18 protein-coding genes are annotated in these 20133 nt (G+C 69.9%); 15 read left to right on the forward strand and 3 right to left on the reverse strand.

Going from position 1 to position 20133, the window contains the following annotated elements; all coding sequences use genetic code 11:
* Nucleotides 1-3: 3 nt before the first annotated feature.
* From secD to VC184_RS06295, 3 genes are read left to right on the forward strand one after another with little or no spacing between them, the layout of a single operon-like run.
* The gene (secD, locus tag VC184_RS06285; protein WP_323987561.1) at nt 4-1719 is read left to right on the forward strand and encodes a protein translocase subunit SecD; all 1716 of its coding nucleotides are present in this window, start codon (nt 4-6) and stop codon (nt 1717-1719) included.
* Complete coding sequence (secF, locus tag VC184_RS06290) at nt 1719-2708, forward strand: protein translocase subunit SecF (RefSeq protein ID WP_112614262.1); 990 nt, start codon at nt 1719-1721, stop codon at nt 2706-2708. Before secD ends, secF begins: the two co-directional genes overlap by 1 nt.
* A gap of 49 nt (nt 2709-2757) precedes the next feature.
* Nucleotides 2758-5010 carry a RelA/SpoT family protein gene (locus tag VC184_RS06295; RefSeq protein ID WP_112614264.1) on the forward strand — a complete coding sequence of 751 codons (2253 nt, stop codon included), beginning with the start codon at nt 2758-2760 and terminating at the stop codon, nt 5008-5010.
* On the opposite strand, the gene VC184_RS06300 is transcribed toward VC184_RS06295, so the two are convergent.
* The 3 genes from VC184_RS06300 to VC184_RS06310 all read right to left on the reverse strand — a co-directional run bounded on the left by VC184_RS06300 (nt 4997) and on the right by VC184_RS06310 (nt 7290).
* Nucleotides 4997-5551: an SAM-dependent methyltransferase gene (locus VC184_RS06300; protein WP_282502431.1), complete on the reverse strand. Its 555-nt coding sequence runs from the start codon at nt 5549-5551 to the stop codon at nt 4997-4999. The genes VC184_RS06295 and VC184_RS06300 overlap by 14 nt on opposite strands.
* A gap of 93 nt (nt 5552-5644) precedes the next feature.
* Nucleotides 5645-6907 (reverse strand): DUF349 domain-containing protein, encoded by a 1263-nt coding sequence (locus VC184_RS06305; protein ID WP_282502432.1) that lies wholly within the window; start codon nt 6905-6907, stop codon nt 5645-5647.
* 68 nt (nt 6908-6975) lie between these two features.
* The gene (locus VC184_RS06310; RefSeq protein ID WP_282502433.1) at nt 6976-7290 is read right to left on the reverse strand and encodes a dioxygenase; all 315 of its coding nucleotides are present in this window, start codon (nt 7288-7290) and stop codon (nt 6976-6978) included.
* 99 nt (nt 7291-7389) lie between these two features.
* Here VC184_RS06310 and VC184_RS06315 point away from each other — a divergent pair, with 99 nt between their 5' ends.
* The 12 genes from VC184_RS06315 to aroQ all read left to right on the forward strand — a co-directional run bounded on the left by VC184_RS06315 (nt 7390) and on the right by aroQ (nt 20133).
* Nucleotides 7390-8715: a replication-associated recombination protein A gene (locus VC184_RS06315; protein ID WP_274177714.1), complete on the forward strand. Its 1326-nt coding sequence runs from the start codon at nt 7390-7392 to the stop codon at nt 8713-8715.
* Between the two features lie 3 nt (nt 8716-8718).
* Nucleotides 8719-10236 carry a tetratricopeptide repeat protein gene (locus tag VC184_RS06320; RefSeq protein ID WP_282502434.1) on the forward strand — a complete coding sequence of 506 codons (1518 nt, stop codon included), beginning with the start codon at nt 8719-8721 and terminating at the stop codon, nt 10234-10236.
* A 156-nt stretch (nt 10237-10392) separates the two neighbouring features.
* Nucleotides 10393-11022 (forward strand): 30S ribosomal protein S4, encoded by a 630-nt coding sequence (rpsD, locus tag VC184_RS06325; protein WP_023951228.1) that lies wholly within the window; start codon nt 10393-10395, stop codon nt 11020-11022.
* Nucleotides 11023-11110: 88 nt separating this feature from the next.
* Nucleotides 11111-11413, forward strand: a complete 303-nt coding sequence (locus tag VC184_RS06330) for an ATPase (protein WP_114587817.1) — start codon at nt 11111-11113, stop codon at nt 11411-11413.
* 67 nt (nt 11414-11480) lie between these two features.
* Nucleotides 11481-14144: an alanine--tRNA ligase gene (gene alaS / locus VC184_RS06335; RefSeq protein ID WP_282502435.1), complete on the forward strand. Its 2664-nt coding sequence runs from the start codon at nt 11481-11483 to the stop codon at nt 14142-14144.
* Complete coding sequence (gene ruvX / locus VC184_RS06340; protein WP_269266507.1) at nt 14141-14611, forward strand: Holliday junction resolvase RuvX; 471 nt, start codon at nt 14141-14143, stop codon at nt 14609-14611. Before alaS ends, ruvX begins: the two co-directional genes overlap by 4 nt.
* 1 nt (nt 14612) lies before the next feature.
* Nucleotides 14613-16025, forward strand: a complete 1413-nt coding sequence (gene mltG, locus VC184_RS06345; protein ID WP_282502436.1) for an endolytic transglycosylase MltG — start codon at nt 14613-14615, stop codon at nt 16023-16025.
* Nucleotides 16006-16866: a shikimate dehydrogenase family protein gene (locus VC184_RS06350; protein ID WP_282502437.1), complete on the forward strand. Its 861-nt coding sequence runs from the start codon at nt 16006-16008 to the stop codon at nt 16864-16866. The genes mltG and VC184_RS06350 overlap by 20 nt, the downstream gene beginning before the upstream one ends.
* A gap of 4 nt (nt 16867-16870) precedes the next feature.
* Nucleotides 16871-18082, forward strand: a complete 1212-nt coding sequence (aroC, locus tag VC184_RS06355) for a chorismate synthase (RefSeq protein WP_112614284.1) — start codon at nt 16871-16873, stop codon at nt 18080-18082.
* Nucleotides 18079-18588 (forward strand): shikimate kinase, encoded by a 510-nt coding sequence (locus VC184_RS06360; RefSeq protein ID WP_282502438.1) that lies wholly within the window; start codon nt 18079-18081, stop codon nt 18586-18588. Before aroC ends, VC184_RS06360 begins: the two co-directional genes overlap by 4 nt.
* The gene (gene aroB, locus VC184_RS06365; protein WP_112614288.1) at nt 18585-19661 is read left to right on the forward strand and encodes a 3-dehydroquinate synthase; all 1077 of its coding nucleotides are present in this window, start codon (nt 18585-18587) and stop codon (nt 19659-19661) included. Before VC184_RS06360 ends, aroB begins: the two co-directional genes overlap by 4 nt.
* A gap of 28 nt (nt 19662-19689) precedes the next feature.
* Nucleotides 19690-20133, forward strand: a complete 444-nt coding sequence (gene aroQ / locus VC184_RS06370; RefSeq protein WP_112614290.1) for a type II 3-dehydroquinate dehydratase — start codon at nt 19690-19692, stop codon at nt 20131-20133.

A 20133-nucleotide genomic window follows, 5' to 3' on the forward strand; every position in this document is an offset into this window, starting at 1 on the left:
CCCGTGGCGACTTCCACACCTGTGCGCCGTGCCTGGCGCGCGCTGACCGGACTCGTGGTCCTGACGGCGCTCCTGTTCGGTATCAACGCGCTCGGCGTCTATGTGTTCAAGGCGAGTTCGTGGGCTCCGGAGCTCGCACTCGACCTCCAGGGCGGGACGCAGATCATCCTCGAGGCGCAGTCCGACGGGGCGGCGCCCTCGAGCGAGCAGATGCAGCAGGCGGCGTCCATCATCCGACAGCGCGTCGACGCATCCGGCCTGGTCGAGGCCGACATCGCCACGCAGGCCGGCAACCAGATCGTCGTTCAGCTTCCGGGCGAGGTCGATGACGAGACCCGTGAGCGTATCGACGCCTCGGCCCAGCTGCAGTTGCGCGCGGTGCTCTACACCGGCTCACCCGCCACCAGCTTCGTCGGCGACGACGGCAACGAGACGCCGTACCCCACTCCCGATCCCGACCTCCCGGCGACCCCGTCGACGACGCCGTCCAATGGCAGCGACCCGGCGTGGATCACCGAGGCGCTGCAGGCTCAGTTCCTCGCCTACGACTGCGCGAATCCGGCGAACGACCCCGCGGACGCACCGGCCGATCAGCCGCTCGTCACCTGCGACCGCACCGGGACCGCGAAGTACATCCTCGGCCCGGTCGAGCTCGACGGCTCGTCCATCGACAACGCCACGAACGGTCTCGAGCAGAGCACCGGTCGCTGGGCCGTGAACATCACGTTCGATCAGCAGGGCACCGAGACGTTCGGCAAGATCAGCCAGCGACTCTACGGGCAGCAGTCGCCGCTCAACCAGTTCGCCTTCGTGCTCGACGGCGCTGTGCTGTCGGCGCCCTCCATGGATGCCGTCATCCTCACCGGCAAGCCGTCCATCACGGGCACGTTCGACCAGGACAGCTCGAAGGTGCTCGCCGACCAGCTGAAGTTCGGTGCTCTGCCGCTGAGCTTCGAGGTGCAGAGCACCAACACGATCTCCGCGACGCTCGGCTCCCAGCAGCTGCAGATCGGTCTCATCGCCGGCCTCATCGGCCTCGCGCTCGTCGCGGTGTACTCGCTCGTCGTATACCGGGCGCTCGGAACCGTCATCATCGCGTCACTGGTGGTCATGGCCGTGCTCACCTACGCGGCGCTCACGATCCTCGCCTGGCGCATGGGCTTCCGGCTCTCGCTGGCCGGTGTCGCGGGCCTCATCGTGACCATCGGGTTCACCGCAGACTCCTTCATCGTCTACTTCGAACGCATCAGAGACGAGCTGCGCGACGGCAAGTCGATCACGAGCGCGGTCGAGGACGGCTGGTCCCGCGCCAAGCGGACCATCTTCATCTCGAAGTCGATCAACATCCTCGCCGCGGTCGTGCTGTACATCCTGGCCGACTCGACGGTGAAGGGCTTCGCGTTCACCCTCGGGCTCACGACCGCGATCGACATCCTGATCTTCATCCTCTTCACGCATCCCGTGCTGCAGCTGCTCGTGCGCACGCGGTTCTTCGGGTCGGGGCACAAGCTGTCGGGTCTCGACCCGGACGCTCTGGGCGCCGTGTACCGCGGACGGGCGCAGTTCCGCGAGCCGGTCGCCGCGGCGGCGAAGACCTCTGCAGGACGCCGCGCAGCGAAGTCGCGTGGTGAGGCCGAACGGCGACAGACGATCGCGGAGCGCAAGCGTGCTGAACAGGCCGCAGGCGACCAGCGCGATGCGACGGGGGACAAGCACTGATGCGTTTCTTCAATCGGTTCGGCAACGACCTCTACACGGGGAAGCTCTCGTTCCCCTTCGTCGCCCGTCGCACGCTGTGGTTCATCATCGCCGCCGCCCTCGTGCTGGGCTCGGTGCTCGTCCTCGTGGTCAAGCCGCCGCAGTTCTCGATCGAGTTCACGGGCGGATCGCAGTTCACCGTCACGAACGTGTCGAACACCGATCAGCTGCTCGCGACCGACGCGGTGCAGGAGGTCGTGCCCGGCGCGACGACGAAGGTGACGACGATCGGCGAGGACGCTGTGCGCGTGCAGACCGACCAGATGTCCGACGCCGAGACCCGCGACGTCACGGCGCGACTGGCCGAGGCGTACGACGTCCCGGCCGCCGAGGTGAGCTCATCGTTCATCGGGCCGAGCTGGGGCCAGGACGTCACCCGACAGTCGCTGTGGGGCCTGGCGATCTTCCTCGCGCTGACGTTCCTGATCCTGGCGCTGTACTTCCGCACCTGGAAGATGTCCGTCGCCGCCATCATCGGCCTGGTCGACGTGCTCGTCGTGACCGTGGGCGTCTACTCGCTTTTCGGGTTCGAGATCTCTCCCGCGGCGGTCATCGGCTTCCTCACGATCTTGTCCTACTCGCTGTACGACACCACGGTCGTGTTCGATAAGGTCCGCGAAAACACATTCGAAGACGGCGAGAAGTCGGGGCGGACGTTCGGCGAGTCGGTCAACCTTGCGGCCAACCAGACGCTCGTGCGCTCGATCAACACGACGATCGTTGCGGCCCTTCCGACGGGTGCGATCCTCTTCATCGGTGCGCTCTGGCTGGGTGCTCAGACTCTCACCGACATCTCGCTGTCGATCTTCGTCGGAACGCTCGTCGCCGCCTACTCGACGCTCTTCGTCGCGGTGCCGCTGTTCGCCCTGCTGCGCGAGAACGAGCCCGCCATCAAGGCGAACGACACCCGGGTTCTCGAGTCGCGCGAGCGTGCTTCGGTCGAGGCCTGAGCGCCGCGAGGGCGCGTAGAATCGATGTCTGCATGGCGGAGGTGAGGGTATGACGGAGATCACCCCGCCCCCTGCCCAGAGCTCGCTCCGGCGCCTCGTTCCTCGGATCTTCTCCCGCGCTGCGCCGCGGGAGGGGCTGGAGCAGCTCGTCCGGACGGTGCGCGCACATCACCCCAAGGGCGACATCGCGATCATCGATCGCGCCTATCAGACGGCGTCACGGGCGCACGCGCAGCAGAAGCGTCAGAGCGGCGAGCCGTACATCACGCATCCGCTCGCCGTAGCCCAGATCCTCGCCGAGCTCGGCCTCGGCCCGAGGGCCATTGCAGCCGCGCTGCTCCACGACACCGTAGAGGACACCTCATACGGTCTGGACCAGCTGACGGCGGAGTTCGGCGACGAGGTCGCCATGCTCGTCGACGGCGTCACGAAGCTCGACAAGGTCAAGTACGGCGACGCCGCGCAGGCCGAGACCGTGCGCAAGATGATCGTCGCGATGTCGCGCGACATCCGCGTCCTGCTGATCAAACTGGCCGACCGGCTGCACAACGCGCGTACCTGGGGCTTCGTGCCGCCGGAGAAAGCGGCGAAGAAGGCGACCGAGACCCTCGAGATCTACGCGCCGCTCGCGCACCGGCTGGGTATCCAGGCCATCAAGAGCGAGCTCGAAGATCTCTCCTTCGCGGTCCTTCATCCGAAGCTGTACGCCGAGATCGACAGCCTCGTCACCCAGCGCACCCCGCAGCGCGAGCAGTACCTGCAGACCGTGATCGACGCCGTCGAGACGGATCTCCGTGAGCTCCGCATCCGCGGTCGCGTCATGGGGCGACCGAAGCAGCTCTACTCCGTCTACCAGAAGATGGTGGTGCGCGGGCGCGAGTTCGACGACATCTACGACCTCATCGGCATCCGTGTTCTGGTGACGACCGTCCGCGACTGCTACGCCGTGCTCGGCTCGATCCACGCGCGGTGGACGCCGTTGCCCGGGCGATTCAAGGACTACATCGCGACCCCGAAGTTCAACCTGTATCAGTCGCTCCACACCACCGTGATCGGACCGGGTGGTCGCACGGTCGAGATCCAGATCCGCACCCACGAGATGCACCAGCAGGCCGAGTTCGGTGTCGCGGCGCACTGGAAGTACAAGGAGCGGATGGCGGGCGGCAAGGCCGACGCCAAGGCGATCGACAACGACATGGCGTGGCTCGCGCACATCTCCGACTGGCAGGCCGAGACGGCCGACCCGGGGGAGTTCCTCGACTCGCTCCGATTCGAGATCGGCGCGAAAGAGGTCTACGTCTTCACCCCGAAGGGTCGGGTCATCGGCCTGCCGGCGGGGGCCACCCCGGTCGACTTCGCCTACGCCGTGCACACCGAGATCGGCCACCGCACGATGGGTGCGAAGGTGAACGGGCGTCTCGTGCCGCTCGAGTCGACCCTTTCCAGCGGCGATGTCGTCGAGGTGTTCACCTCGAAGAACCCCGACGCCGGCCCGAGCCAGGATTGGCTGACATTCGTCAAGAGCACGCGGGCCCGCAACAAGATCCGCGGCTGGTTCACGAAGGAGCGGCGCGAAGAGGCCGTCGAGCAGGGCAAGGACGCGATCGCTCGGGCGATGCGACGTCAGAACCTGCCGCTCCAGCGCCTCATGGGGCAGGACGCGTTCACGGAAGTGGCGCACCAGCTGCGCTACGAGGACGTCACTGCGCTCTACGCGGCTGTGGGCGAGGGGCACGTCTCGACGCAGTCGGTGATCGAGAAGGTCACCGCGCTCGTCCGGGCAGAGGAGGACACCTCCACCGGACCGATCCAGCTGCCGGCTGTGGGACGGTCGCGCCAGAAGCGCGACAGCGACTCGGGTGTTCTCGTCCGCGGCGCGCCCGACATCCTCGTGAAGCTCGCGAAGTGCTGCACGCCCGTTCCGGGTGATGAGATCGTCGGCTTCGTCACCCGCGGGAGCGGCGTGTCGGTGCACCGCTCCGACTGCACGAACGTCGAGTCGCTCATGCGCGATCCGGAACGACTTATCGAGGTGTCGTGGGCGCCGACGACGAAGAGTCTCTTCCTGGTCCAGATCCAGGTGGAAGCGCTCGACCGCGCCGGGCTCCTCAGCGACGTCACGCGCGTGCTCAGCGAGCACCACGTCAACATCCTCTCCGCGTCGGTGCAGACCAACAACGATCGGCTCGCACTCAGCAGGTTCGTGTTCGAGATGGGCGACACCGTCCACCTCGACCGCGTGCTGAACGCGGTGCGGCGCATCGACGCGGTCTACGACGTGTACCGCGTCACGTCGTCCTGACCGGCGGGCGCTCCAGCCAGGCCAGGGCCTGCCGTTTGAACGGCAGGGGGCCGCTCGACGCCAACGACCGATGCGCCTCGTCGAGGATGCCGGGGAACGCGGCGATCATCGCGACGGCGCCCGCGCGTGGCGCGTCGCTGGCGGCGGCATCGGCGCGCAACAGGTCGCACAGGGTCCGGACGCGGCTCGACACGGGCATCCCGCCCAGATGCACGGTCTCTCGCGCCGGAAGCTGAAGGTCGCGGTAGTGCAGCCGATGATCGAGCACGTGGTTCCGGCGTCGCTCGGTGCAGCGCTGCACGCTGTGCCGCACCGGGGGGTCGGCGAGCGCGCCGTGGACCCAGGCAGCCGATTCGTGCGTCAGGGCCAGGCCCGGCGCGACGAGGGGGCGCAGCGATGCGGCCCGGATCTCGGGTCCTTCGACGGCGTCCGCAGGCATGAATGCTTCGCCGACCTCGACGACGTCACCGTCGAGGCGTGCAGCAGCCAGCTCGGCCAGGGAGAGCTGGGTACCCGGGGTGTAGACGAACGGCCAGATCATTCCGTCAGTCTGGCGGGTGCGTCCGAACCGCGCGGAGAGAGCCGAACGGTCTGTGGACAGCATGGCCTCCACAGACCGTTCGCGGGGAGAGAGTCAGCCGCCGAGAGCGCTGAGCCAGGCCTTCCGGGCGCTGAGCGCCTCTTTGGCCTGTGCGATGGCGCGTTTGTCGCCCGACGCCTCCGCGTCGGCGACTTCGGCTTCGAGCTTCGCGATCGCGTCGTGCAGCTGCGACAGCATGTCGCCCTGGCGCGCCTTCGTCTCGGGGTTGTTGTTCTTCCAGTCGGCGTCCTCGCGCGCACGCACGGACTGCTCGATCTTGCGGAGCTCGTCGTCGAGGGCGCGCTCCTTGTCGCGGGGGAAGATGCGACCGATCTCGTCCCAACGACGCTGAATGCCCGTGAGCAGCGCCCGGGCGGCAGCGGTGTCCTTCTCTGCGGTCACGGCGGCGGCCTCGTCGAGCAGAGCGCGCTTCGCGACGATCTTCTCCTGCGAGGCCTCGGCGTCGGCCTGCTCGCGCTCCGCTCGGGCACCGTAGAGCGCGTCGCCTGCGGCCTTGAACCGTGCCCAGAGCGCGTCGTCGGCCTTCTTGCCCGCGCGGCCCGACTGCTTCCACTGCTCGAGCAGATCGCGATAGGCGCCGATGCCGTCCTCGCCGCGGGGAGCGAGGGCCTCGGCCCGCTCGATGAGGCGCTGCTTCGCGTCGCGCGCGCTCTTGTGCGTCTCGTCGAGGCTGGCGTAGAACTCACGACGGTGCTTGTCGATGGTCGATCGGGCGTCGCGGAATCGCTTCCAGAGCTGCTGGCCGGTGCCGCGGGGGAGACGCGGGCCGTCGGCCTGATGGCGCTGCCAGCGGTCGAAGAGGTCGGTGACCTCTGCGGAGGTCTGCTTCCACTGGATCGACTTCGGATCGCGCGAGGCGATCGCCTCGATCGCCTCGACGAGCGCCGTACGCTCGGCGATCGCGGCGTCGAGCGCCTGCTTGGCCTCCGCCGCCTCGGACTCGGAGGCGGCGTCGAGCTCGCCCTCCAGCGCGACCAGGCGCGCCTCCAGCGCGGCCAGGTTGCCGACGGCCGCAGCCCCCGCGATGCGGGAACGGAGCGTGCTCACGGTGGAGCGCAGGTCGGAGGCTGACGCTCCGCCGCGGCGGTGACGGACCTCGATGAGCGTCACTTCGCCGGCGAGGTCGGAGAACTTGCGCTGGAAGTAGGCGAGCGCCTCTTCCGGCGTGCCGTCGGGGTACTGGCCGACGACGCGCCATTCGGCCCCCTCGCGCACCGAGACGGTGCCGTCGTCATCGACGCGACCCCACGGGGCGTCGTCGGCGGGGGTGGTCGTGGAGTCAGGGGTGGAAGTCACGGAAGGCACCTCGTCGCGGCTCGCGCCGCATGGGGGTCAGGTCGGGGGACAGCCTAGTACGGAGGGCGTCAGGGCGACGGGATCGTTGTCGGAGTGGAATCCGCCGGTGTCGGGGTCTGTGTCGGCGTCGGCGTGGGTGACAAGGTCTCCGTGGGAGAGGGCGCCGGACTCTCGGCGGGCGCGGGCGCTCCGGGACCTGCGGTGAAGTATGCGACCTGAGCGCCGATAGCGGCGAGGATCAGCACGCCGCCGGCGACGGCGGCGATGACGTTGTCGCGCGACCGGCGCCGTGCGAGGCCGTCGTGGTACTCGCGCCGGGCCGCATAGAGACGAGCGCGTTCGTGCGCCGCGCGATCGTCCCGGTTCTTGCCGCGACCTGCCACGTTGCCTCCTTCGTGCCCGTTGCGGGCCGCTCAAGCCTATGGCGCGGGTCTGCGCCGCGACAAAATCCCGGTGTCCGCGCGCGCGAGTAGCCTGAGAGGATGACCGATTCGAGCGCGCTCTTCTCCGGGCAGACGCCGCTCGCGGTGCGGATGCGCCCCACGTCGCTCGACGAGGTCGCCGGCCAGGGTCATCTGCTGCGGCCCGGCTCGCCCCTGGTCGCCCTCGCGTCGCCCGACGGCAACCGGGCGGGAGCGGTATCCGTCATCCTGTGGGGGCCGCCCGGCACCGGCAAGACCACGCTCGCGCAGGCGATCGCCCGCTCGTCGGGCCGCCGTTTCGTCGAGCTGTCGGCGGTCACGGCAGGCGTGAAGGACGTGCGCGAGGTCATGCAAGAGGCGATGACGCAGCGCGACCTCTACGGCATCTCGACGATCCTGTTCCTCGACGAGATCCACCGCTTCACGAAGGCGCAGCAGGATGCTCTGCTGCCGGGCGTCGAGAACGGCTGGGTCCTGCTCATCGCCGCGACGACCGAGAACCCGTCGTTCTCCGTCGTCGCGCCCCTGCTGTCCCGCTCGCTGCTGCTCACCCTCCAGCCGCTCAGCGACGACGACCTCGGCGGGCTCATCGACCGCGCCGTCGCGGACGCCCGCGGACTCGCCGGCTCGGTCGTCCTGGCCGACGATGCGCGGACGGCGCTGATCCGGCTGGCCTCCGGCGATGCCCGACGCGCGCTGACGTCGCTCGAAGCCGCCGCGACGATGGCCGAGCCCGGCGATGACGACGAGGCGCCGGTCATCACCGCTGACCACGTGGCTCAGGCGGTCGACCGTGCATTGCTCCGGTACGACAGGCAGGGCGACGAGCACTACGACGTCATCAGCGCGTTCATCAAGTCGATCCGCGGATCGGATGTCGATGCCGCCATGCACTACCTGGCTCGGATGATCGAGGCGGGCGAAGATCCTCGGTTCATCGCGCGGCGCCTGGTCATCTCAGCCTCTGAGGACATCGGCCTCGCCGATCCGCAGGCTCTCACGATCGCCGTTGCCGCCGCCGACGCGGTCGCTTTCATCGGGATGCCGGAAGGCCGCATCCCGCTCGCCGAGGCCACGGCGTATCTCGCGACCACCGCCAAGTCGAACGCCGCCTACAACGCGATCAACGCGGCCATCTCCGATGTCCGCGCCGGCGGGTTCGGTCGCGTGCCCAAACATCTGCGCGATGCTCACTATGCCGGCGCGAAGCGGCTGGGGCACGGCAAGGGGTACGTCTATCCGCACGACCTCGAGGTCGGCGTCGCGACGCAGCAGTACCTCCCCGACGAATTGCGTGGCAAGCGGTACTACGAGCCGACGAATCGCGGTGTCGAGCGCGAGATCGGCGCGCGGGTCGAGAAGCTGCGGAAGATCCTGGGGGACTGAGCCGTGGACGATCCCGTACCCGCGTGGACGCTGCTGGGCTCGTCGCCCGCCTTCGACGGCTACGTGCGCGTGCGCCGCGACCGCTACCTGCTGCCCGACGGCAGTGAGAGCGACTGGGATGTCGTCGAGGTCGGCGACACCGTCACGGTGGTCGCGGTCACGCCCGACGACACCGTCGTGCTGTTCGATCAGTACCGCGTCGGCCCCCAGCGCGTGCTGGGCGAGCTGCCCGGCGGGCTGATCGATCCCGGTGAGGACGCTGTCGCGGCGGGCGTGCGAGAGCTGCTGGAGGAGACCGGGTATCGTGCCGGCGCCGTCTTCGACGCCGGCGGCGAGTGGGCCGCCGCGAACGCCCGGCGACGACGGCACGTGGTCATCGCCGCCGACTGTCTGCGCGTCGCCGCGCCGGAGTGGGGCGAGCACGAGACGGGCCGGGTGCGGACGATCGCGGCATCCGACCTCATCGATCACCTGACTGCCGGCGAGACCAGCGACGGCGGGCCCGCCCTGCGGGGGCTCATCCGATTCGCGGCGAGTCGGGGCGTCGACCCCGCACTCCGCGGTCTGCAGTCTCGCGTGCGGGAGCTTCTCGCGACGTTCCCCGCCGACGACGACACGACGGCCGGTGCCGATCCGTTCGACGCGTTCTGGGATGCCGCCGACGGGAAGAACGCCGCCGCCCTGTGGGCCGAGCTCGACCCGCTCGCCGCGGACTCGGCCGAGGCGGTGCGCAGCTACGAGCGCGCCTCGCTGCACGACTTCCTCGGCGAGGAGGCGGAGGCGATCCCGCTGTACCGGTCGGCGCTCGATGAGGGCCTGGCCGGAAAGCGGCGCTCGGCGTGCATCATCCAATTGGCGAGCTCGCTGCGCAACGTCGGCGATCCCTCGGGCGCTCTCGCACTGCTGCACCGCTTTCCCGACACCGATCCGCTCGTCGACGCCGCCCGGGCGTTCGAGGCGCTGGCGCTGTTCAGCGATCAGAAGCCCGCGCCCGCACTCCGGACGGCGCTGCAGGCGCTCGCGCCCCACCTCCCGGCCTACCGCCGTTCGGTGGAGGGGTACGCGGCCGACCTCACCTCGCCTCGCCGTATCCGGGTTATCTCGGTGGCCGTCATCGTCGCCGACGGGTACGTCCTCGCCGAGGAGTACCCCGGCGGGCCGGGCGCGGGGCGGTTCCTGCGAGCACCCGGCGGCGGCGTGGAGTTCGGCGAGACCGCGGCGGCCGCCATGCGGCGCGAGCTGCGCGAGGAGCTCGCCGCCGGCGTCGACGAACTCACGCTGCTCACCGTGAGCGAGAACATCTTCGACGACGGTCGCAAGAGCGGGCACGAGATCGCGCATGTCTTCGCCGTCCGCAGCGCCACGCTCGAGGCGCTGCCCCTCGGGGAACGGCTCCCTGTGCTCGACGGAGACACCTCCGTCGGCTGGTATCGCATCGACGACCTGCGACGGGATGCGACCCCGTTCTACCCGGCCGGCGTCCTCGACCTCGCCGCCGCGGTCGACGCGGACGCCGTCTGATAGACTCGACCGGCTCGAAGCCCAGTTTTCGGGCATCCCTCTCTTCTGATCAAGACCTCTCGGCGTGCCCCGGCGTGCAGTCCGAGACGGGCGAGGAGACGGAGATACGTCCGTGAGTCGTGAACGTCGCGACCACGTCATCGGAAGGAGAGCTTCGTGACCACGAAGTCTCAGGACCGCCGCAAGGTCCGTCTGTCGCGCGCCCTCGGCGTCGCGCTGACCCCGAAGGCCGCCCGCTACCTCGAGAAGCGTCCCTACGCTCCGGGTGAGCACGGCCGCACCAAGCGCAAGGCCGACAGCGACTACGCCGTCCGTCTGCGCGAGAAGCAGCGTCTGCGCGAGCAGTACGGCATCCGCGAGAAGCAGCTGCGCATCCAGTTCAACGAGGCCCGCCGCAAGGACGGTCTGACCGGTGAGAACCTGGTCGAGCAGCTCGAGATGCGTCTGGACGCGCTCGTCGTTCGTGCCGGTTTCGCCCGCACGACCGCACAGGCCCGCCAGCTGGTCGTGCACCGTCACATCCTCGTCGACGGCCAGCTCGTCGACCGCCCGTCGTTCCGCGTGAAGCCGGGTCAGCTCATCCACGTCAAGGAGAAGAGCGAGTCGCTCGAGCCCTTCCAGGTCGCAGCCGCCGGCGGTCACGCCGACGTCCTGCCCCCGGTCCCGGGCTACCTCGAGGTCGAGCTCGACAAGCTGCAGGCGCGCCTCGTGCGCCGCCCGAAGCGCGCCGAGGTGCCCGTCACGTGTGACGTGCAGCTCGTCGTCGAGTACTACGCCGCGCGCTGAGTCGTACGGCTCGCTGAGTCTCAGCACTGCCATGAAGGGCGTCGGGTTCTCCCGGCGCCCTTCATGCTTTGCACCTAACATGGATGCCATGAAGAACGCGCTGTGGTTCGTTTTGGGCGTCGCCGGCGGTTTCGTCGCCGCGCACGTGGTCAACAAGGATCCGCGCGGTCACGAGATGCTCGCCGAGGTCGACGCGCGAATCTCCGAATTCGCCGATCGGATCGGCGATGCCTACCGCGAGCAGGAAGCCCGCATCGAGGGTCTCGCAGCCGACGTGAAGGGCGTGGCCTCCGACGCCCTCGACTCGGCCGCGGACGCCGCCTCCGACGCCGCGGACGCAGCGCGCGACGCGGTCGCGAAGGCCAAGAACGCCGCCGACTCCTCACACTGACACCCGACCTGATCTTGACGTCGTGCCTCCGGGCGCGACGCCGATGCCTGCCTGCCGAAGGAACCCGATGAAGACCGCCGAGATCGCCCAGCGCTACCTGGACTACTTCGAGAAGAAGGGGCACACGATCGTGCCCTCCGCATCGCTCGTCACCGACGACCCCGCGCTGCTGTTCACCGTCGCGGGCATGGTCCCCTTCATCCCCTACCTCTCGGGCGACGTCCCTGCCCCGTACGCGCGAGCGGCCGATGTCCAGAAGTGCATCCGCACCAACGACATCGAAGAGGTGGGCAAGACGCCGCGCCACGGCACCTTCTTCCAGATGCTCGGCAACTGGTCCTTCGGCGACTACTTCAAAGAGGGCGCCATCTCGTTCGCATGGGAACTGCTGACCAGCCCCGAATCGGAGGGCGGCCTCGGGTTCGACCCGAAGGATCTCTGGGTCACGGTCTACGAAGAGGACGACGAGGCGCGCCAGCTGTGGCTGAAGCACTCGACGCTGCCCGACGAGCGCATCCAGCGTCTCGGCAAGGACACCAACTACTGGAGCACCGGCCTCCCGGGTCCTGCCGGCCCGTGCTCGGAGATCTTCTTCGACCGCGGTCCCGCGTACGGCATCGACGGCGGACCGGCGACCGACGACGACCGGTACGTCGAGATCTGGAACCTCGTGTTCATGCAGTACGAGATCGCGGACGTGCGCTCGAAGTACGACTTCACGATCGTCGGCGAGCTGCCGAACAAGAACATCGACACGGGCATGGGGCTCGAGCGCGTCGCCTTCATCAAGCAGGGCGTCGACAACATGTACGAGACCGACCAGGTGCGTCCCGTGCTCGATAAGGCCGTCGAGCTCTCGGGCAAGACCTACGGCGCGAACCACGAAGACGACGTGCGGTTCCGTGTCATCGCAGATCACATCCGGTCGTCGCTGATGCTGCTCTCCGACGGCGTGACGCCGTCGAACGACGGGCGCGGCTACATCCTGCGCCGTCTGATGCGTCGCGCCATCCGCTCGATGCGCCTGCTGGGCGTCGACGGACCGAGCTTCGCGGAGCTGTTCGCAGCGTCGCGCGACGCGATGAAGGAGGCGTACCCGATCGTCGAGACCGACTACGCGCGGCTCTCGCAGTACGCTCTGGCCGAGGAGGCGACCTTCCTGCGCACCCTGGCCGCGGGATCCGAGCTGCTCGACGAGTCGGTCGAGCAGGCCAAGAAGGCGGGGGAGGGCAAGCTGAGCGGCGCGCAGGCGTTCCTTCTGCACGACACGTACGGGTTCCCCATCGACCTGACTCTCGAGATCGTCGAGGAGGCGGGGCTCAGCGTCGACCGCGGCGCCTTCGATTCGCTCATGCAGGAGCAGCGCGAGCGCGCCAAGGCCGACGCGCGGTCCCGCAAGGGGCAGCTCGCCGACACGAGCGTCTACCGTGACTTCCGCGCTCAGGGCGAGACGGTGTTCACGGGCTACACCGAGCTCGAGACGGGCTCGCGGGTACTCGGCCTTCTGGTCGGCGGCGTCTCCGTCGACCGCGCCAGCCAAGGTCAGATCGCCGAGGTGATCCTTGCCGAGACGGCGCTGTACGCCGAGTCGGGTGGCCAGGTCGCCGACAAGGGCGTCATCGTCGGCCCGGGCTACGAGCTCGAGGTCCTCGACGTGCAGAAGCCGGTGCCCGGTCTCGTCAGCCACACCGTCGAGGTGACGACGGGTGAAGTGGCCGTGGGCGAGGCCGCCACGACGGTGGTGGATGCCGCGAACCGCCGCGCTGCGCAGCAGGCTCACTCCGCGACGCACCTCGTGCACGCCGCACTGCGCGACACGCTGGGCAAGAGCGCGACCCAGGCCGGCTCGCTCAACCGCGCCGGCTACCTGCGCTTCGACTTCTCCTGGGGTCAGGCGCTCTCGCCCGAGACTCGTACCGAGATCGAGGAGATCGCCAACAACGCCGTCCGCGACAACCTCGAGGTCACGACCCGGATCATGTCGCTCGACGAGGCGAAAGCCGCCGGCGCGATGGCCCTGTTCGGTGAGAAGTACGGCGAGACCGTCCGCATGGTCGACATCGGCGGCCCCTGGTCGCGCGAGCTGTGCGCGGGGACCCACGTGTCGTCGAGCGCCGAGGTCGGACTCATCAACCTCATCGGCGAATCGTCGGTGGGCGCGTCGAACCGGCGCGTGGAGGCGCTCGTCGGGCAGGACGCCTTCCGTGAGCTCGCCGCCGAGCGTGCCATCGTGTCGCAGCTGACGACCTCGCTGAAGACGCCGCGCGACCAGCTCGCCGCTCGCGTGGCCGAGCTCGCCGCGAGCCTGAAGGCCGCAGAGAAGCGGATCGCCCAGTTCGAGGCTCGCGCCCTCGCCGACCGGCTGCCGCAGCTGGTGGGCGCTGCGGCGGCCGCCGGCCCGTTCCAGATCGTCGCCGAATCGCTCGGCTCGGCGGGATCGGCGGACGATGTCCGCACCCTGGCACTGCAGGTGCGCGACCGTCTCGGAGCCGACGCCGCAGCGATCGTCGCCCTCGGGGCCGTCGTGGGGGACCGCCCCGTCGTGGTCGTCGCCACCAACGATGCCGCCCGCGCGGCAGGAGCCAAGGCCGGTGTGCTCGCGAAGGCCGCGGCATCCGCTCTCGGCGGCGGTGGCGGCGGGCGCGACGACGTGGCGCAGGGCGGCGGTACGGACGCCGCAGCGCTTCCCGTGGCCCTCCGCGCGGTGCGCGACGCGGCGAGCGGCCTGTGAGCGGATTCCGGCCGGGCGTGCGGCTCGGCGTCGATGTGGGTACGGCCCGCATCGGCGTCGCCCGATGCGACCGCGACGGCCTGCTCGCGGTTCCGGTCGAGACCGTGCCGCGCGCAGAGGGAGATCTCGCACGCATCGGCGCTCTGGCCGAGGAGTACGACGCCGTCGAGCTCGTTGTGGGCCTGCCGGTCGCGCTCAGCGGGCGGGAGACCGCGTCGACGGCAGACGCACGCGGTTTCGCCGAGGCTCTCGCGGCCGCCGGACACCGTGTCCGTCTCGTCGACGAGCGGCTGAGCACCGTGAGCGCCCACAGTGCGTTGCGCGGCTCGGGCCGATCACAGCGATCGTCTCGTAGCATTGTTGACCAGGTCGCCGCCGTAGTGCTCCTCCAGCAGGCACTCGACGTCGAGAAGAGCACCGGTAACCCGCCCGGTGTTCCCGTCGCACCCTTGCAGGAGCACCCCTGACATGACTGACCGCCCGCCGCACGACAATGGCGTCCCGACGAGCCGACGCGCCGCGCGTGCGGCATCCCAGAGTCCGGCGTCCCAGGGTCCGGCATCCACGCCGGGAGGCGCAGCGCGTCCCGACGACTCCTCGCGTGCGGAGCACACCCCGACTCCGGCCGCGGAGCACCGCGGATCGGTGGACGCACCGGCGTCCCGCGAGCAGGCTCTGGGCGAACAGGCGTCGTACGGGCAGACGCCGCGGGCCGCTGCGCCTGCTGTCGGCACACTCGACGCCCTCTTCACGGGCGACGTGAGCACGCACGAGGTGGGCGCCGTTCCCAGCCGGCATGATCGCGACCGCAAGAAGAGCCGGATCGCGAAATGGGTCGTCCTCATCGTGATCCTGGCGATCCTCGGCAGCATCGTGGCCGCGGGCGCATGGGTGTGGAACACGTACGAGCCTCAGATCCGCTCCGTGATGGGGTGGGAGGAGCCGAAGGACTTCGAGCCCGGCGAGGCGACCGGCGAGGTGCTGGTGACCGTCGTGAGCGGCGACACCGGGTCGACGATCTCTCAGACGCTCTTCGATCAGGGCGTCACGAAGACGCCCACTGCGTTCTACGATCACCTCATCGCGACGGCACAGGACCCGACGTTCCAGCCGGGGGTGTACGCGTTGCAGCAACGCATGACGTCCGAGGCGGCCCTGACGCTCATCCTCGATCCCGCGAGCAAGCGACAGAACGCCGCCCAGCTGCGAGAAGGCTTGACCGTCGACCAGACCGTCGAGGTGCTCGCGCAGGGCACGGGTATGCCGGTCGAGGACTTCACCGCCGCTGTCGCCGACCCATCCGCGTACGGCGTCGCGGCCGACACGCTGGAGGGCTGGCTGTTCCCGGCGACCTATCAGTTCGACCCCGGGCTCTCGGCCACGGACATCGTGCGCACGATGGTCGACCGCACGCTCGAGTCGCTCGACGCCGCGGGCGTTCCGCAGGAGCGCCACGAGGAGATCCTCACGACGGCATCGATCATTCAGCGCGAGGCGCGTCTGTCCGACGACTTCTACAAGGTCTCTCGCGTCATCGCCAACCGCCTCGCAGACGGCATGCCCCTGCAGATGGACTCGACGGCCCAGTACGGGTACAACGAGATGCACGACGGTACGGTCAGCTCGTCGGCAGAGGCGCTCGAGGACGACAATCCCTGGAACACCTACGTCCGAGCGGGGCTGCCGGCGGGGCCGATCGCGAATCCCGGCGATGAGGCGATCGACGCGGCGATGAATCCCGCAGACGGGCCGTGGCTGTACTTCGTCACCTGGAACATGGACACCGGCGAGACGATCTTCTCCGCGACCTACGAGGAGCACCAGGCCGGCATCGAGCAGTGGCACGCGTGGTGCGACGCGAATGACAACCGCGGCTGCTGATCCGTTTGCGGAAGACCCGCGCCGCTTCGAGGTGTGGGGCTCGCCGATCGACCACAGCCTGTCGCCGGTCCTCCACACCGCGGCGTACGACCGGCTCGGTCTGCCGTGGCGGTACGGGCGGCGGCACGTCGACGAGGCGTCGTTCGCGAGCGAGCTGGCAGCCCTCGGGCCGGAGTTCCACGGGCTGTCGCTCACCATGCCGCTGAAGACACTCGCGCACGACGCGGCTCGGATGCGGGATGCCGCGGCGACCGCAACCGGCGCAGCGAACACGCTCCTCCGGACGGGCGATGGGTGGGCGGCGTTCAACACCGACGTCGGCGGACTCGCGGCTGCGCTCGCGGAGATCGGGTCCGCGGCTGCGCCTCGTGCCCGCATCGTCGGCGCAGGCGCGACGGCGACGTCGGCGCTCCTCGCGCTCGAGCGCGTCGGCGTCGGCCGGATCGACATCGCGGCACGACGGCCCGCCGCAGCCGAGCCGCTGCGGACGCTCGCGGCGAGCCGAGGCATCGCGGCGACGGTGTCGCCCCTCGACGCGCCGGCGGGGGAGGTCGAGCTGACCGTGTCGACCCTCCCGGGCGACGCGCCGGTCGCTGACGCCGTCTCCGCGGGTCTCGCCGCGAGCGGGGGCACGCTCTACGACGTCGTCTACGGCACGTGGCCGACAGCGCTCGGACACGCCTGGCTCGCCGCAGGACAGCCGGCCCACCCGGGCGCGACCATGCTGCTGCATCAGGCGGTGCTCCAGATCCGCATCTTCGCGACCGGTTCGCCCGACGACCCGCTGCCCGGCGAGGAGGACGTCGTCGCCGTCATGCGCCGGGCGCTCATGGGAGGATAGACGAATGCTCCGCGTGCTCACGGCCGGCGAATCGCACGGCCCCGAACTCGTCGCCCTCATGGAGGGCCTCCCCGCCGGCGTGCCGGTCTCACGTGCCGCGATCCAGGCCGACCTCGCTCGGCGCAAGCTGGGCTACGGCCGCGGCTCGCGCATGAAGTTCGAGGAGGACGAACTCACCATCTCGACGGGCGTCCGACACGGCTTCAGCCTCGGCAGCCCCATCGCTCTGCGCATCGGCAACACCGAGTGGCCGAAGTGGGTCGAGGTGATGAGCCCCGAGCCGATCGAGCTCACCGAGCGCTCCCGCGGACGCGGTGCCGCCCTGACTCGGCCTCGCCCCGGCCACGCCGACCTCGTCGGCATGCAGAAGTACGGATTCGACGAGGCCCGACCGATCCTCGAGCGCGCGAGCGCCCGTGAGACGGCCGCGCGCGTGGCTCTCGGCGCGGTGGCCCGGTCGTTCCTGAACGAGCTCGGCATCCGGCTCGTCAGCCACACGCTCTCGATCGGCCCCGTGCGGGTGCCCGACGGCTCGGCGCTGCCGACGCCCGACGATGTCGACGTGCTGGATGCCGATCCGCTGCGGTGCTTCCACGCCGAGACCTCTGCCGCGATGGTCGCCGAGGTGGACGCTGCGAAGAAGGACGGCGACACGCTGGGCGGCATCGTCGAGGTCCTCGCGTACGGGCTCCCGCCCGGGCTCGGATCCCACGTGCAGTGGGACCGCCGTCTCGACGCGAAGCTCGCCCAGGCGCTCATGGGTATCCAGGCGATCAAGGGCGTCGAGGTCGGCGACGGCTTCGAGACCACGCGTCGTCGCGGCTCCGCGGCACACGACGAGCTTTTCGCGACCGACGCGGGCATCGCGCGCTCGAGCGACAAGGCGGGTGGCACCGAGGGCGGGATGTCGACGGGCACAGTCCTGCGGGTCCGAGCGGGCATGAAGCCGATCGCGACGGTGCCGAAGGCGCTGCGCACGGTCGACGTCGCGTCGGGCGACGCGGCGACGGCTCATCACCAGCGGTCCGACGTGTGCGCGGTGCCGGCAGCCGGCGTCGTCGCCGAAGCGATGGTCGCGATCGTGCTCGCGGAGTCCGTGCTCGAGAAGTTCGGGGGCGACAACGTCGCCGAGACCCGCCGCAACCTCGAGGGATACCTCGCGGCGATCCCCGAGACGCTGCGCTCGGCGGCGCTGAGCGACGACGCGATCGGATGACCGCCCCCGCGATCGTCCTGATCGGACCGATGGGCGCGGGCAAGTCGAGCATCGGCAAGAAGCTGGCGCGCGTTCTCGGCACGACGTTCACCGACAGTGACGGCCTCGTCGTCCGCGACCACGGCCCGATCGAACGGCTCTTCGCGGAGCATGGCGAGGAGCGCTTCCGTGAGCTCGAGAGGCTCGCGGTCGCCGAGGCCCTCGGGCGCGGCGGCGTCGTCGCCCTCGGTGGCGGCGCGGTGCTGCATCCCGATACGCGGAGCGACATCGCCGCGCACCGCGTGGTGCTGCTCACCGTGTCTGAGCAGACGATCGCCTCACGCCTCGCCGGCACCACGCGCCCCCTGCTCCAGGGTGACGACCCGGTGGGTCGCTGGCGCGAGGTCGCCGAGGGTCGACGCGAGCTCTACGAGCGGCTCGCCGACGCGCGGTTCGACACATCCACCGGCCGGATCCAGGACATCGTCGACGCCATCGCGGCGTGGGCTCAGGAGGAGACGTCATGACAGACACCACCGTCATCACCGTCGGGGGCACCGCGCCCTACGACGTGACCATCGGGCGCGGCATTCTTCCGCTCGTCGGCTCGGCGCTGCCCGAGGCCGCGCGCAAGGTGCTCATCGTGCACCCCCCGACGCTGTCCGCTCAGGCCGAGCGTCTCCGCGAGATCCTGGGGTCGGACCGCCAGGTGCTGCTGGCGGAGATCCCCGACGCCGAGCAGGGCAAGCGCGTCGAGGTCGCGGCGTTCTGCTGGCAGGTCATGGGCCAAGCGGACTTCACGCGCACGGATGCCGTCGTCGGGTTCGGCGGCGGCGCCGTGACCGACCTCGCCGGCTTCGTCGCCGCGACGTGGCTGCGCGGCATCGCGGTCGTGCAGGTCCCCACGACGGTGCTTGGCATGGTGGATGCCGCCGTCGGCGGGAAGACGGGCATCAACACCGCGGAGGGAAAGAACCTCGTGGGTGCCTTCTGGCCCCCGGTCGCCGTGGTCTGCGACCTCGACCTGCTCGACGGGCTGTCGCGCAACGAGCGCGTCGCCGGCTTCGCGGAGGTCGTGAAGGCCGGTTTCATCTGGCACCCCGAGATCCTCGACCTGATCGAAGCGGATCCCGAGGCGGCCGTCGACCCGCACAGCGACGCGTTCCGGCGGAGCATCGAGCTCGCGATCGACATGAAGGCGAAGGTCGTGGGGGAGGACCTGCGCGAAGCGGGGCTTCGCGAGGTCCTCAACTACGGGCACACGCTCGGGCACGCCATCGAGCACGCCGAGCGGTACCAGTGGCGCCACGGCGCCGCGATCTCGGTGGGGATGATGTTCGCGGCCGAGCTGTCGCGTCTGGCGGGACGACTCCCGGATGCCGCAGCCCAGCGTCACCGCGACATCCTCGAGACCCTCGGGCTGCCCACCTCGTACCGTGCGGGTGCGTGGCGCCAGCTGCTGGCGACGATGCAGCGCGACAAGAAGACCCGCGGCTCGATGCTGCGGTTCATCGTGCTCGACGACATCGCCAAGCCGACCGTTCTGCAGGCCCCCGATGAGTCGCTGCTTTTCGCCGCCTACCAGGAGGTGGGGGCCTGAGCCGGCGCGTCATCGGTAGGGTGGGCGCGTGAGCACCCCTCGACGCCTACTGCTGGTCAACGGGCCGAACCTCAATCTGCTCGGCACCCGCGAGCCCGAGATCTACGGACGCGAGACCCTCGCCGACGTCGAGGCCCTCGTCATCGCGGCGGCCGGGGAACGCGGCGTCGAGGTGCGCTGCGTGCAGAGCAACCATGAGGGCGTCCTCATCGATGCCATCCACGAGGCCCGTGCGGACTGCGTCGGCATCGTGATCAACCCCGGCGGGCTCACGCACACCTCCGTCGTCCTCCGTGATGCGCTCGCGGGAGTGTCCCTGCCGGTGGCCGAAGTCCACATCTCCGACGTCTACGAGCGCGAGAGCTTCCGCCACCACTCCTACGTCGCCGACGTCGCCTCGGTCCATGTCATCGGCGAAGGTGTCGCCGGATACGCGCGCGCGACGCGACAGCTGCTCGACATCCTCGCGTAG

Source organism: Microbacterium plantarum (assembly GCF_035231185.1).
Classification (GTDB): domain Bacteria; phylum Actinomycetota; class Actinomycetes; order Actinomycetales; family Microbacteriaceae; genus Microbacterium; species Microbacterium plantarum.

Excerpts from the sequence above, each read along its gene's own strand:
- secF (WP_112614262.1), top strand. The coding sequence starts at position 1,719 with ATGCGTTTCTTCAATCGGTTCGGCAACGACCTCTACACGGGGAAGCTC.
- VC184_RS06295 (WP_112614264.1), top strand. The coding sequence starts at position 2,758 with ATGACGGAGATCACCCCGCCCCCTGCCCAGAGCTCGCTCCGGCGCCTC.
- VC184_RS06300 (WP_282502431.1), bottom strand. The coding sequence starts at position 5,551 with ATGATCTGGCCGTTCGTCTACACCCCGGGTACCCAGCTCTCCCTGGCC.
- VC184_RS06315 (WP_274177714.1), top strand. The coding sequence starts at position 7,390 with ATGACCGATTCGAGCGCGCTCTTCTCCGGGCAGACGCCGCTCGCGGTG.
- VC184_RS06330 (WP_114587817.1), top strand. The coding sequence starts at position 11,111 with ATGAAGAACGCGCTGTGGTTCGTTTTGGGCGTCGCCGGCGGTTTCGTC.
- alaS (WP_282502435.1), top strand. The coding sequence starts at position 11,481 with ATGAAGACCGCCGAGATCGCCCAGCGCTACCTGGACTACTTCGAGAAG.
- mltG (WP_282502436.1), top strand. The coding sequence starts at position 14,613 with ATGACTGACCGCCCGCCGCACGACAATGGCGTCCCGACGAGCCGACGC.
- VC184_RS06350 (WP_282502437.1), top strand. The coding sequence starts at position 16,006 with ATGACAACCGCGGCTGCTGATCCGTTTGCGGAAGACCCGCGCCGCTTC.
- aroC (WP_112614284.1), top strand. The coding sequence starts at position 16,871 with ATGCTCCGCGTGCTCACGGCCGGCGAATCGCACGGCCCCGAACTCGTC.
- VC184_RS06360 (WP_282502438.1), top strand. The coding sequence starts at position 18,079 with ATGACCGCCCCCGCGATCGTCCTGATCGGACCGATGGGCGCGGGCAAG.
- aroB (WP_112614288.1), top strand. The coding sequence starts at position 18,585 with ATGACAGACACCACCGTCATCACCGTCGGGGGCACCGCGCCCTACGAC.